Annotated in this window: 10 protein-coding genes; all 10 read right to left on the bottom strand. The window is 47.9% G+C overall.

All coding sequences use genetic code 11. The features are described from left to right. Positions 1 to 11: 11 nt before the first annotated feature. Positions 12 to 1,196 carry a hypothetical protein gene (locus IPM28_00050; protein MBK9171390.1) on the bottom strand — a complete coding sequence of 395 codons (1,185 nt, stop codon included), beginning with the start codon at positions 1,194 to 1,196 and terminating at the stop codon, positions 12 to 14. Further along, positions 1,193 to 5,764 carry a DUF1822 family protein gene (locus IPM28_00045; protein MBK9171389.1) on the bottom strand — a complete coding sequence of 1,524 codons (4,572 nt, stop codon included), beginning with the start codon at positions 5,762 to 5,764 and terminating at the stop codon, positions 1,193 to 1,195. Before IPM28_00045 ends, IPM28_00050 begins: the two co-directional genes overlap by 4 nt. A 10-nt stretch (positions 5,765 to 5,774) precedes the next feature. Then, positions 5,775 to 6,779: a hypothetical protein gene (locus tag IPM28_00040; protein ID MBK9171388.1), complete on the bottom strand. Its 1,005-nt coding sequence runs from the start codon at positions 6,777 to 6,779 to the stop codon at positions 5,775 to 5,777. 2 nt (positions 6,780 to 6,781) lie between these two features. Then, positions 6,782 to 7,069 carry a hypothetical protein gene (locus IPM28_00035; GenBank protein MBK9171387.1) on the bottom strand — a complete coding sequence of 96 codons (288 nt, stop codon included), beginning with the start codon at positions 7,067 to 7,069 and terminating at the stop codon, positions 6,782 to 6,784. A 219-nt stretch (positions 7,070 to 7,288) separates the two neighbouring features. Next, positions 7,289 to 8,041 carry a CHAT domain-containing protein gene (locus IPM28_00030; protein ID MBK9171386.1) on the bottom strand — a complete coding sequence of 251 codons (753 nt, stop codon included), beginning with the start codon at positions 8,039 to 8,041 and terminating at the stop codon, positions 7,289 to 7,291. Then, positions 7,962 to 9,056: a hypothetical protein gene (locus tag IPM28_00025; protein ID MBK9171385.1), complete on the bottom strand. Its 1,095-nt coding sequence runs from the start codon at positions 9,054 to 9,056 to the stop codon at positions 7,962 to 7,964. Before IPM28_00025 ends, IPM28_00030 begins: the two co-directional genes overlap by 80 nt. 545 nt (positions 9,057 to 9,601) lie before the next feature. After that, entirely contained in the window at positions 9,602 to 9,835 is a 234-nt protein-coding gene (locus tag IPM28_00020; protein ID MBK9171384.1) for a hypothetical protein, read from the bottom strand. Positions 9,836 to 10,058: 223 nt separating this feature from the next. After that, positions 10,059 to 11,738 (bottom strand): S9 family peptidase, encoded by a 1,680-nt coding sequence (locus IPM28_00015; protein MBK9171383.1) that lies wholly within the window; start codon positions 11,736 to 11,738, stop codon positions 10,059 to 10,061. A gap of 554 nt (positions 11,739 to 12,292) precedes the next feature. Continuing rightward, positions 12,293 to 12,652: a hypothetical protein gene (locus tag IPM28_00010; GenBank protein ID MBK9171382.1), complete on the bottom strand. Its 360-nt coding sequence runs from the start codon at positions 12,650 to 12,652 to the stop codon at positions 12,293 to 12,295. A gap of 34 nt (positions 12,653 to 12,686) precedes the next feature. Continuing rightward, positions 12,687 to 13,343 carry a sigma-70 family RNA polymerase sigma factor gene (locus IPM28_00005; GenBank protein MBK9171381.1) on the bottom strand — a complete coding sequence of 219 codons (657 nt, stop codon included), beginning with the start codon at positions 13,341 to 13,343 and terminating at the stop codon, positions 12,687 to 12,689. Positions 13,344 to 13,746 lie beyond the last annotated feature (403 nt).

Raw genomic sequence — 13,746 nt, 5'->3', positions numbered from 1 at the left:
TTCTTCTGCCTCTAATCTGTTGCTACTTCATTGAACCATTTCAGTTCCTTTAAGGCTGCGGCAACGGCGTCATGCATTACGATATGCATTTCTAAACCAAATTCTCTTCGGGAAACGAGTTCACCGAATACCATTATCTTGACACGAGCGTCCCGGCCCATTGCGCGGAGCAATTTTTTTGCAAGTGATCCATATTGGAGGTTCCCTTGATTAAAATCGTCATAGCCCATTGCGGTAGCGAGTTCTCGTACCGTGATCGCTCGACCACCGGAATGATAGTGTGCGCGAAGCATTCTTAACTGATTCTCCGTCAAACTCTCGCGGACCTCTGCAAATGCTGCTTTGTATTTGTCCGATCCAGGCGGAACAAATTCCTGCGTATTGTCGGAATCTGATTCGGGCAACTGAATTGACGTTTTGTCAATATCGCCATCTTCCCAAGTAAATTTACCGACGCTTTTTTGTGGTGACGGCTCCAACTCAATCGCTATTACTGCTAGCCGTTCAAGCAGAGCCGAAAGATGTCCGGTCGCGGCGATGTGTTCCCAATGTTCATTATCCGAATCCCAGTAATCCGATCGCCAGTGGACAACAAGCAACTTGCGGATGGTTTCAAGATCTGCTGCGGCTAAGCCTTCAGAATCCTCCATGAGGCGTCGGCCTTCATCCATCCAGCCCATGTAGTCGAACGCATACATGAACTGACGGGAATGGAACTCATGAACGATTTGCCTCACGATCGAACCAAAATCTTTCGAATACTCGTGTCCTTTCGTGGCTGGGTCAGTGTCACGTTCGGCAACGGCCGCTTTAAGAGCAGGCAAATGAGCGACAACTGCTTCCAAATCCTCACGCGTCAATAAGCGGTCATCACCATCCGATTTCGAAGAGGACCGGTTATCAACATTGTCACCAACATGATCTCTCTTGCGATATGTCCGGCCGTGATCAGAGATCTCAAGGTGGGTTTCATCCAAAAGGTCGAATCCACCGGCTTCTTTTGCCCAATGGCAATACGTAGTGTCGTTGAACCGGATGTAGATCCAGTCTGACCGATCAGTATCCGCGTACGCGTCGGCCCGCACGCCGTCAAATTCCAGAACTACGGGCGTAACGCGCGAGCACCAGTTTGCCATCCGGTCGTCTTTTGCACGCTGAATGTAATATTCGCGGCCCGATGAGTTCCTTACTTTCATCTCTCTTGTGAACCGGCAGCCTGGATAACACTTGCTCCTACATGATAACGCTCGACAATCGAAAGCGGCTCCCAGCCAAGTCGAGCCGGATCGCGGATAATGTTTAGGTCTGGCGTTTCGGACCCTGCGTCAAAAACAACATAAAGCCAGTAATCGTGTTTCAGTCGCCCGGCCGTTTTATATTCGTTCGTGGTTAGTGCGATCTCACCAACTGCGGATCTTCCTTTTACCTCGATGAACCTGACATCCATTGCAGTCTGAGGATCTTCAGGGTGAGGCAGTCGCGATATCAGATCGAATCCACGGTTCTGAGATTCGACCGACTCGACGATTCGGCCATGAGCCTGTTCGTGGGCTATCACGAAATCTACAGCCCGCCGTTCTATATCTGCATCGCTAACCATTCGTGCGATCTCAGGTGTTTGGCGTTCCGGATGGGGTAGCACCCAACAGCTTCCAACGAATGTAACGTCGCCGATCGAACAATTTCTTTCCTGCTCGATCTCGGTAGTTCGTTTTTCGAGACGTTTATTAAGATCGTCGAGCTTGTCTTCAACAGTCTTTAGATTCGCCTCAAGAGGCTCAGACGAATCACCGCGCAACTGCTTGTCCAGTAGATCCATGTGCCTTACATTCTGACGAGCGAGAAGGGCATTAAGGCTAATTTGAACGTGTTCGAGCACCATGCCTGATTGTTTTTGGCGCTCAGCCTGAACGTCTGCAAGCAGCCCGTCCATAGCTTCGCTGAGCAAATAAGCTTCACTGTCGTCCTTTCCTGGCAGTGACGAACTCGTTACGCTTTCTGAAACGCCAGACCCTTTGTCGCTAAGAGCTAGGTCGAGGAAAAGGGTTGGCTCGCGAAGTTCTTGCTCGCCTGACATCGCCGTTTTGACCACGAAAATCCGTTTGTGTACGGTTTCCCCAAGCCCATCTTTGATTGCGGCTGTAAATACGTCTAGGCGGTAGGGTTCGCTTGTATTTAGATCATAAAGAAAACTACCTTTCTGGAGGTCCTTCTTGACCTTTTCCTCAACATCTTCTCGGACAGCTTCGAAGAGCGGATGTCCCGGAGTGACCCATTCTGAGGACGGGTCTTTTTCTGCAAACTCTCTAGCGAATACAATTTGTTTATAGTCTCTCGTGAGTCTTCCGAATTTTGGCTCCAGTCTTTCACCAATCACTTGTAATGGGCGAGGAAGGCGTCCGACACGGAAAGTTTTTTCCTTTCCACCGATCTCTTTAGGTTGAACTCCTGAAACCGGAGAGGCACTCAAAAAGAAATCTTCGATTACTTCTGGAACAAGTCTCCGCTCTTTCGCTTTCTCACGTTCTTGCGTCAGGGCCGAAATGTTGAGATTCCGCTTCGCGAGACCTTCCAATGTGGACTCAGAAATCTTCTTGATCTTCTCAATATCGACCTGCTCCACGATTCGGGACGTAATAACATCTTCGGTTAAATTGTGAGCGTACAAGTCTCGGAAAAGCCTCTCAATCTCGTTAGGCTGGAGCAGCTCGCCAACAACATCGAAAACATGATCACGCCCAAGCTCAGAACTGATTTCCTCAAGTTTTGTAAGCAGTTTTTCCATCACCCTACCTTCACGGGTGTTCTCCGCGACAAAATTCAAGATCAAGCAGTCCTTCGTCTGGCCGTAGCGGTGAATTCGTCCCATTCGCTGTTCGAGCCGCATCGGATTCCATGGCATGTCATAGTTGATCATGAACCAACAGAACTGGAGGTTGATACCTTCGCCGGCGGCCTCGGTTGCGACCATTACCTGTACTGATTCCTTGAACTCGCGCTCGGCAAATATACGAGTGCCGCGTTCCTCCGAATCACCCACCTTCATCGAACCGGATATCTGGGTTACCGATAGACCCCATTCACGAATCTTCTCCACAAGATATTTAAGCGTGTCCGCGTGCTCGGTAAATATCAGAAGCTTGTTCTTAGGATCGTCAAAAATGCCTCGACTTGTAATCTCTTCCTTTAGCCGGGAGAGCTTGGTTTCAATCTCGCGGGATTCCAAGTCCTCGGCCATTATGATTAGTTCGCCAAGCTTTTCGATCTCTTCTCGGAGATCGTCCGGATCAAAGAAGGCCACGAAGTCCTCAAGATCAGCCATGATTCGCTGCTGTTCTTCGTCGGGAAGGTCTTCGTAGTTGTCTGGCAGTTGCTTTCGTTTCTGCTCCTCGATGTACTTCTGCGGATCGTCCAGAATGGCTTGTCGTTTGTCTTTCATCCGCTGCAACGAACGGCGTAGTGCGTAAATACTCGATGCAAACCGCCTTTGAAGCATCGCCATCGTAAACCCTAGAATTCGCCCTTGCGATCGGTTCTCAGCGTGTGAGGCCTTGATAGATTGTTCTTCGACATACCCGGTGAGAGCGTTGTAAAGGTCGGCCTCGTCGGCGTCAATGTTGAATGCGATCGTGTGAACGTTACGCTTTGTAAATAACTTTTTCGACTTGCCAGTTTCAGGGTCAGGAAAGGTTACGAGAGCCTCCTTTGTACGTCGAAGGTAAAACGGAGCTTCTTTCCTTTCCATAGCTTGCTCTAAGCTCTCGATGTCACCGTAGACGTCAGGGTCAAGTAGCTCTAGAAACTTACGGAAATTTTTTGGATCACCCTTATGTGGTGTTGCCGTCATTAACAACAAGTGATCAGATTTAGGGAATAGATCTTCTCCGAGCCGATAGGCCAGTGTTGTCTTATCGTTACCGTAAGCGCTTAGTTTGTGGGCTTCATCGACAACGATTAGGTCCCACTCGCTTCGAAGGAGGCTCTGCTTTGCGTAGTCCTGCGTGGAAACCCAGCTTACCGAAGTTACGACCTGATCGATGTCCTGAAAAGGATTCACCCCATATTGAGAACGCATATCACCGCCCTTAATTACTCGGAAATCCTCACGGAATTTATCCTTCATTTCACGTTGCCACTGAAACGACAATGCAGCTGGAGTGATGATGAGGATCCGCTTGATCAACCCACGGAGTTTTAACTCTTTAATGAGCAATCCGGCCATTATTGTTTTACCAGCGCCCGGATCGTCTGCGAGCAAGAATCGTATTCTTGGCAACTTCAGAAAGTAGTCATAGACAGCCTCCAATTGGTGTGGAAGGGGATCGACGCGCGCGACCGACAATGCAAAGAACGGATCGTACTCATAAGCCAGTTTCAGCCGGAGCGATTCGATTCCCAACTTGAATTTCAGCGGGTTACCGTCAAATGTCGGCGTGTCACTAGTGATCTGTAGGGTTGCGATCTGTTCTGCACTTAGAATCGGCTCGTGCACCTTGCCGGTATTTAGGCCCTTTCCAATTATCTTCAACTTCTCGCCAACCGATTGAGTAGTGATTACCCGGACGGGTTCATTGAACAGTGAGCCCACGAGTATAACGTTTGGTATTATCTCTGCCATAATTTGTTTTGGATCGAACGCGTCCTGTTTTTCTAATTGTTCTTCTGTTGACGTGCGATCCAATTCCGAAAACCATTCGTCTGTTTCAGTCTGCTCGACATCATCCGAAATTGGGGGAATTGCTTGAGATTCAGAGGTCTTAGCATCCAAACTATTGAGTTCTCTTTGTTGGGCTCGCTTGGGAGGCGAGACTTGATAACTACCGTCAGTTATCTTGTCGATCAGCGTAACTGTATTCTTATGGGCATTGTGCTCTTCAGGAGATTCGAGAAAGCGTCGATAGAGGCCAACGCGCCTTGCGACTGGTAATTCGTCCTTTAGAAGTTTGCGCTCCGTTGCCGGATCAGACGATACCTGTTCTTCCCGGGTAGAATTTGAGAATAAGATTGGACTGCTAGGATGCTTGCGAATGACTTCACCTAGATTAAAGCGATCCTTGAGCTTTACCATTAATTGCTCAATTCCCAGTGGCGGAGCTTTTTCGCCGTATAGGCGAAGTACCTCGTCGCTCAGCGAGGCCGCAAGACGGTCACGATCCTCAAGTGTTAGATCTGACTCGCCACCTAAGATTTGCTCGAGCTTCCGCGATAGGCGGCCCGCTCGTGTTGTCCATTCTTCAAATAGCCGAATACTTTCAGCATCCTGTGTGTGACTTGCATGAATCAAGGAAACAAATTCTTCGATGGAAAGTAACTCATCTTCCGGAAGTATCGCCATAAGGCCATTCGGTGCTAAATCGGCATCCGCAACAAGCTTTCGGTTAGCGAATCCTAGAATTTCTACAATGGTTAAATGACGATCAACAATTGCCGCAACATAATAGTCAGACAGGAATCCAACAATCATCGGAATTGTGGGAATGTAGATTGCACGTTCATCCGAGTCAGTTGCGGTCCTGACCTCGACACTCCAACCGTTGACAGCGAAATCGTTAACATCAAGAAGGTCAGAATAATCTGATTTCTCAGCTCGCCCATCGAAACACTCTAAGCCATGATCTTTTTCAAGATGATCCCTGAAGGTTAGGCTAACGGCTTGCGAAACTAGTAATCTTTGTTTTGCCTTCTTCGTGGACGCTGCTTGCGCTGATGCAGCGGCATTCTCTAGAACCTCGCGGGTAATTTCAAGTCTGATATTCGCGTTCATGATAACTTAGCTACCTTGCTCGTCCGTATAATTGATAGAGTTCCGTCACCCGTTCTTGGCAGACATACTCGAGTCTTGTGCGCCTTCGCTGAGCTATAAGGCGGTTCATATTTTGTACTTCTGGATATTCTCCTGAAATGTGTGCCGCCAAAATCTCATCTGTTGAACATTCGGGAGCTAAGCAAGTTAGATTTAAGTACCCGTCTTGGTCATAACTCCACCAAACACGATGCCAAGCAATCGGACCAAATCCGAGAGTTGGCTTGTCTGAATGAAATTCATTGAGCGTCTGATTCAACAACTCCGAAATTTGTTTTGTAAGCTGGTCAAATTCCAGATCATGTTCAAATGAAAAGTTGGCGAACTTGTAAGCAATTGCTCCGAAATCAGAAGCTTCCGATGAAACATTTTCATACAACAAGTCATAGCTTTCGTGCTTGTAAGTCAACTTTTGGCGTTCGCGGAAATCCAGCCACTTTTCATTTATTTGAAGGCTTTTAAGAAGCTGGCGTTCGTCAAAACCCAGCAGTCTCGTCTCGTCAGTCTGTAGAGCACAGGCTTGATTTACTGCGACACTCTGTATCGCGAATTCGACACCAACTGAGACCATCGACTGAAGTCTCAGAGCCACATACGCCTGCAAGGCCGCCGGACTTCGCTTTAGAGCACCTAGTCCTTCAAAGTCTTTAGTTACGGAGTCTAAACCTTTATCAGAATGTGTCAGACAATACTCTGCCAACTCGATAGTCCGTTGTATCTTCCTGCCAATCTGGTCGACGATATAGTCAATCAGTTCTTCCGCATTGTTTAACGCGAGTTGCCTATCTTCTGTGTCCGTAAAACCGTTGACCGCATGAAGAACGGCCTTCGCGACAGGGCCGTCGTAGGCACAGTCTGCGGCTGTCCGACCCTGTTTCGGGTACCGAAGAGCGATAATAATTTCATTCAGCAGATCTCTGGCCCGATCAGAATAGCCACGTCCCGCCGATTTAAGCGCTTCGATCCAAAGTGACATGATTAGCAATAGGCTTCCAATGCAATTCTCGGAGCATGTAAACCAAACCTCGTTTGAATAACGCTAACAACGACCATCTCCGGAAGAGCAGCGTCTTGTCGAATCTCCACTTCATTAGGGAACTTCTCAATTATAGCATTAAGTGCTTTAGCCTTAACCGTATAGGAGTTCTTTCTAGAAAATCCCTTAACCGTTTTCGCGATTCGATTCGCCAAAAAAGCCTTCTGCATGAGAGAATTCCGATTCTGCCGCTCAGCCTTCTGCAAAACAATTGAAAAACTTGGTTTCATGAACATTTCTCCGCTGGCGTAGTTACGCTCACACCTATGCCGGATCCAAATCTGGATTTGTTCATTTCCGAATAGTTTTTAAATATCGCCTTTCGCTTATTTAAGTATTTCTTGGATTCTATGCGGATTATCCTGATGGCTAGTTAGACTATGGCTGAGTAGCGAGGGATTCTAAGACGAAGGTCGTCACGAATCCAATTCAGATCCTTTCGAGCCTGTCTACCGAAAATCTCCAAGGAGTGTGAAACCTCCCCAGAAATAGGGTTCATGGAATCCAGATGACTTGTCGTTAATCAATTCACGTGCAGCTGTTTGCAGTGAAGATGCCGTCGATGACCCTTTAAGAAGTTCTCGGTAGAAAATTCCGCTGAATGTTTGGGTTGCACGATCGCTTGCTTCCCATTGCGACGAAACTACCGATGAGCTCCCAGATCCCAGCATTGCCCACGGGATACTAACCAGCCCTTCGCCGCTGTGCACTTTGCTTGTGTCACAGGATGCAAGGAATGCTAGGTTATTCGGCTTTAGACGAACCGATAAGAGGTCGCTGACTGTTAATCTGCCAGCGTCTGCGGAATTTTGCCGAAAGGCAAGAAATGAAGATAGAGGATTTTCGCCATCGAGTTGTGCATGCATGGAGAAATGAAGGATGTCAGCGTCTGCCGAAGATTTGAGGAAATCCGATTTAGCGGCATTCAGCCGAGGTGAAATTCCGAACAACTTCCCAATACTTGTCGCTTCGCTATTTACATAGGCTAGTTTCTGGCGGTTGAATGTATCATTCGCAAAGATCTGAATTGTTCTTCTTCGTGGTGGTTCGGATGAAAGCTGCTGCTTCAGCAAATAAACAGAAGGTGAATACGAAACCGTATTCGTCTCGATCAAATACTTATTACCGTCTGGGCTCAGGGCATGGAAAGGTATTCTCCATAATAGTTTGTCGGGGACGATAACTATGTGACTTGAGTTCAAGTCCAATGGTTTCAACAAAGATCGAATAGTTTTTCCCATCGATTTTGAAGAAAATGCGATCCTTTATTTTAGCTTGGGTTTCTGAGGCGAGTTTTACGACCCGTTCTTCGTTGACAGTAAGTTTGACGGCACGTAGCGGTTTTCCTGATTCAAGAACAAATGCGAATAGCTCACCTGATGGCGTGAATTCGTAGGAAACGATCGCTACACCATCTGGAAGTTTCAAACCCTGCGTTGAGAAATCCTGAGTTTGCTGGCTCGCTGTTTGTCTATCGGCCACGATGCCATTTTCCAGCTTTGTTAGAGCCGATTCATTTTCTTTTCCTTCGATGTAGTTGCGAGAAGTCTTAATCAGTTCGTTTCGGGCTGCCTCGGACAGATCAGGACGGGGCTTCAACACCGACCCTTCGATCCTGTCTCTTAGCAGATTTGCTTTGAGTAGCTCAGAATATTCAAAGGCCTTTGTGGGATTGTCGGTTACCTCAATCTCGCTGAGCAGTCGATAGACGGAATGGTGGGCTTCCATCATAGCGATCGAAAGATCCACCGTCGATGCGTTTCTAAATGGCTCGAACAATGAGAGCGATTTCACCGCATATTCTTTGGCGGATTTCTCCTCGCCTAGTCGCCATGAACCCAATGCAAGTTTGTAATAGATCTGGGGAAGGTCGTCTTGAAACTTCTCATCTTCGGTCAATTTGCGTAGATGATGAGCATTCGCGATAAGTTCTTTCCAGTTTTGTTCTTTCTCAGCGATCGTGCTTTTCCAATATGGCACAACGAAATCGGATGTACCTTTTTCGTTTGCCAGTCTTGCGAAATAGTCGTCTGAAAGGGTACGGTTTCCGTTGAAGTTCTCAACCAAGGCTCTACCTAGAAGACGCTCAAAGCTGAATTGCTTTTCTTTATCGATTGTCTCCAACCTGGCTAGATAGCTTTTCGCGGACTCGATATCATTTTCGTATAACGATCGCAGCAAGAGGCTGGAAAGGAACTGTCCGGTGTGATAGTTCACTTTAGCTCGAGTCGAAAGGGCAAGGCCTTTGAGATAAAGGTCCTTCGATCGTCGTGTCTGGCCGGTAAGATCGAGGAGACTCGCAAACTCAAGATGGGCGATCCTATTTCGATGTTCGTATTCTCCGATCGAGGATTTTGTAACTAATTTTTCCGCGTAGCGCTTCGAGCGAGAAACGCCCGCCTTACACAGGTAAAGGGAAGCGACAGATCCGGGAGAGCGAGTTCGTAAGCTGGAATCAGAAATGAATCGCTCAACGATTTGAGCAGCTTCGTCAAGCCGACCCAGTTGAATGAACGTCCGACAAGATATCACGGCCAGATCAGACGCCTCTTGGACCCGTCCAGATTTGGAGAGTCTTGAAATCTGAGCTGGTGCAATTTTGGCTACTTCTTCGAAGTAACCCTTTGAATACAGCGTAGATATGGATTGTGAGCGGGTTTGGCTCAGAGATATTTCCGACATGAGAACTAATGCGAAGATGACCAGGATCGCCCTTTTCGCATTAGCCCACATGTTCGGTATGCTTCTCATCAACGTCGCTCCTAGTCCGGCGTCGGTCGACAATCACCGTTGTCTCCGCCCTCATTGTTTGGTCTACAAGTCGTACATTGGCGCAGGGGACATTGATCATTGCCGCCAGCGAGTGAGAGCAGGGCCGTCAACGCATAGGTGACTATACTGTTGGCCGCGGGCAATGCTCCGCCTGTCGCGAAAATGTTGCCAGCCAACAAAGTTGTCATGGTCAACGCCAAGAGAAGTGCTTTAGTTCGTTTCATTTCATTTCCTCCTTAGGTGAGTCTTAATAAATTCATACATAGCCGCTGTGACGAAGCGTCCTGAGACGCCATGTCCCGCCTCATTGGCAAATATGAACCAAACATCGGCCCCCTGCATCTCGAAGTTGAGATTTGAGACCAAGAACGTCCCCTTCCGGGACCCTTGAGTCGAGTTTTCCCCTGGTCAAGAACAACGGCGTTCCTTTCCATTTCGAAGCATTGTTCAGTGGCGAAAGCTCATCAAGCTTTTCATCAAGATTTCGTCTTTCGGATCTCCGTATTCATTCTTTGCAAATTCATCGATCCAACTTTGCTGCAGATAATTCCTGATCGACACGAGCGGATATTCGGCGATGACGGCCCGGATTCGGGAAGATTCCTTTAGCCCGGTCGCTAGAGCCACGAAGCCCCCGTAGCTTTCGCCACGGATGAATACGTTATCCGCATCGAGGTCTGGCTGCTTTTCGATCCAATCGAGAAGCGAGCTAATATCTCGAACAGCGTCCTCTCTTTTGGCCCCGTTGTCAGCGTCCATGAAGTCGTTTCCGAATCCTCTCGATCCTCGGATGTTGGTGTGGATAATTGACAATCCGAGAAACGTCGCAAACCGGACATCGAGAGAACTAAATGTCGGACGGTCGAGCACCTGGGGTCCACCGTGGATAAACACCAGAACGGGACTTTTCTTTTCAATCTTCGCGGGTTTGACGATGTATCCCGAAATCTCCTTAGAATCAAAGGATTTCCAGCGTATCGTCTCGGGCGGCTTTACAGAGTCGGTCAATACCTCTGGAAGTCGGGGCTTTGTCCAAACAGTTGTCTTTTTAGTTTTCAAATCAAACGACTTTATGAATGCGGGTTGACCGATGTTCTCGACAGTGAAAACGACCTCGCTGCTTGAAAGCCAACGGGTGTTCCAAACAACGTAAGAACCGTTTAGAAAGTTCGGAACGACCGGCACAATACTTTTGCTCTTGAGTTTTCCGATCCATAAACTGTCGATTCCGTCGAACGCCTCTTGAATCAACAGCGATTTTCCATCGGGCGAAGGTTTTAGGTCGCCCAGATGGCCGCGCACATTTTTAAGGCTGATGATCTCTTTGGTTCCGGAACGCGGATCAACGGAAATTAAGCACCGACCTCCACCACATTCTGGCGAGTCTTCGCTTAACGCGAGTGGCTTTCCGTCCAGGAAAAATGCCTTTGTTGCATTTCCCGATTCCGAAAGAGGTGTGAGTTTCCCGCTTCCTATCGAGTATAGGTAGATGTGCTGGTTGCTCGAAGATTTCCAGTACTTAAGCAGAATGTTGCCTCGGTTATTGTCAATTACATTCCATAGTCCCTTGAGCTCCACCGCGAAGCACTTGCTTGCTGTGAGATCGCTTTGGCAGAGCTTTGTCGTTTTTGCCTCGTAGTCGTTCAGGGTGTAAAAGATACTCTTTCCATCCCGATCCCAGACAAACGAATCGACTGAATCGTCTTTACCGTCAAAACGCGATAGCTTTCGAGCCTCAGATTTTCCGTCCCAAAGGAAAAGGGCGTAATTGTCTGGATCTTCCTTGTCATTGTTGAAGGCAACAACCGACGAAGTCGGATTTACCCGTAGAGTGCTTGGCACCCTTCCGTCGAGGGCCAACCTTGGCGCGGACAAAGGAGAATCCACAGAGTAGATGGCGTTCTTTTCATCGGTGACAAGTAATTTGCGAGCGGTTCGATCGACGTCCCAGATCAAATTGCTCTTTATCGCAGATGGTTCAAAGAAAAGGTGCTTAACATCGTCGTTCTTGATGCGCGGAATACCCTCTGATTGGAAGCTAGCTGGCACTGGAAAATCGTCAGACTGCTGGCCGTGTACTGAGATGAGCAAGCAAGAAAGGATGACCGCCAGCGTCTGAATCTTCATTTGGTTGTGATTTATTCTGTTCATTTTGATTCCACGCACCGCAATTCAAACGACCCTCGTTGTTTTTCCTTGCCCCCCGATCTTAGGGCGTCTTCCGTGCGTTCCCGAAGTAAGAATTTGGGCGGACCAACGATCTTTGCCGTTCTTTAGCGTAATGATCAGCTTCCAGCGATAGGGCTTTCGGATCGAGCTTCACCGTCAAACGGTAATATGTTTGAGATTTTGACTCGAAATGGTCTGATCAGGTTCTCATCGAGGGTCCTGAAATGTAAATGTCGTAGGACTCGGCCCCTTTACAGAATTCCATTTGAGAAAGACCTCTTTCCCATCGGATTTGGATTCAAGATTGATCGTGGCCCCGCCCGAGCAGATTTTCGCTTCCGCAGTTTCGGCGTTGTAAACTTTGGTTGCTTGCGAACGCCCGCCACTTTCCTTGGATCGGTTTTGGCAAAGGGGCTTGGGCCTCGAATCTCTTTTTGGCACGTCCACACTCTTTGTCGGTAACTGCTCCTTCTCACGGGTTGTCTGATTGGCAACAGTGTCGTTGACTGGATTCAAATCATTCGTGGCTGGGTTATTCTCGCTTTTGCAACAGTATTCGACGTACCGAACTGTTGAACACCAACAAAATAGATTCCGGCCAGAAGCAGAATTGCGAATCCTGCAAAAGCAGTCACTCTAGCGACGGACAACACCGGTAAATTGAAAAATCGGGATTTGTGTTCAGATTCATCCAGTCGTGAACCGTCGGCACCGAGAACACAGTCCCGGAACTCCTGCGGCGTTACCGATGGTAATTTTGCTCGACATTCTTTGCAGGCGAGAAGATGTCGGCCGATCTCAATCGATCGCGAGGAAAAACTGTCTTCCCGAAACATGGCGACCTCAGCAGCTGATAAGTGATCTTGATTCATTTATTTCATCAACTCCTTAAGTCTCTTGCGAGCGTCAAATCTGCCTTCTTAACCGCCTGCGGTTGCCAATCTTTGGGCCATTGGCCGAATTCGGGTTTGCTATCTCAGCGATTTCAATATCGGTTAGAGGCATTCGTGCTAAAATCCTTTCCCAAGACTCCCTTGTCAGTTCGAGCTTTGCTAACAGTTCATTCTCTTCGATTCCAAATTGGAAAAGATAAAGCACGAGATCTACCGAATTGAAAATAAGCGCTTGGCGTTGATAAAGACTCAGCCTGCAAATACCTTGCCAGACCGTTTTGACCAAAACAAAAGTCTCTGCGGACGAAGCATCTAGCTCGGTACCGAGAGCCTCGGTTTCATCGAGAGATGTCTCGATCCGTTTGTTTCGATTTGAGAGGTTTCGATTTACTTCGTTGTGAGCAGTACGCGCGGTGAAGGACTTCCAATCGGCTTCTGCCATTCGTGAGCTTTTGTCCTCAAACTTCGTGAGCCACTTCCAAAGCCTTAACGCAGCCTCCTGCGAAATATCCGGCACGTCATCGGCCAGAACGGATCTACGACCAGCGATTACTTTGCGAATCAGCTTTAACGATTCTGCAAAAAAGCCCTCCCGATCAAGCGCACCGTCAGACCCACTCGGCGGATCGCCTGGTGAAGTTTGCAACTTGGAAAGGATCGGGTTATCCACAATTTTAATTCCCTTTACCGGACTCGTTATAACAAGATCATATTAAACAAATGGCGTTATCCAACGTTCTTATCGATAACTGACATTATTCGTAGAGACGCTTTTTTAGAGGTTAGAAACGTTACCTTCTTTCCAACCGGCCATTGAATTCCTGTTCTGCTTAAGTATTGACTGTTATACAACTTACGACACGCAAATGTAAACAAAATTATCTAGCACGTTTCGAATTTCTCGATCTGTGTTTGCTCGGTGAATAGGCAGATGCAAGACGTGTGCCGCGGAACCTCCTCACACTCCGTCCCGGATTTTATGCCCGGCGATCGGATTGGATTGTGTTTTGAGGGAATAGAACATGACCTTCTCAGAAAAGCCTCGCGATCAATCAACAACAATCAAACACGTG

The sequence above is a fragment of the Chloracidobacterium sp. genome (genome assembly GCA_016716305.1).
Lineage (GTDB): Bacteria > Acidobacteriota > Blastocatellia > Pyrinomonadales > Pyrinomonadaceae > OLB17.
Note: the sequence above shows the minus strand (reverse complement) of the source record. Positions and strands in the feature narration are given on the sequence as shown.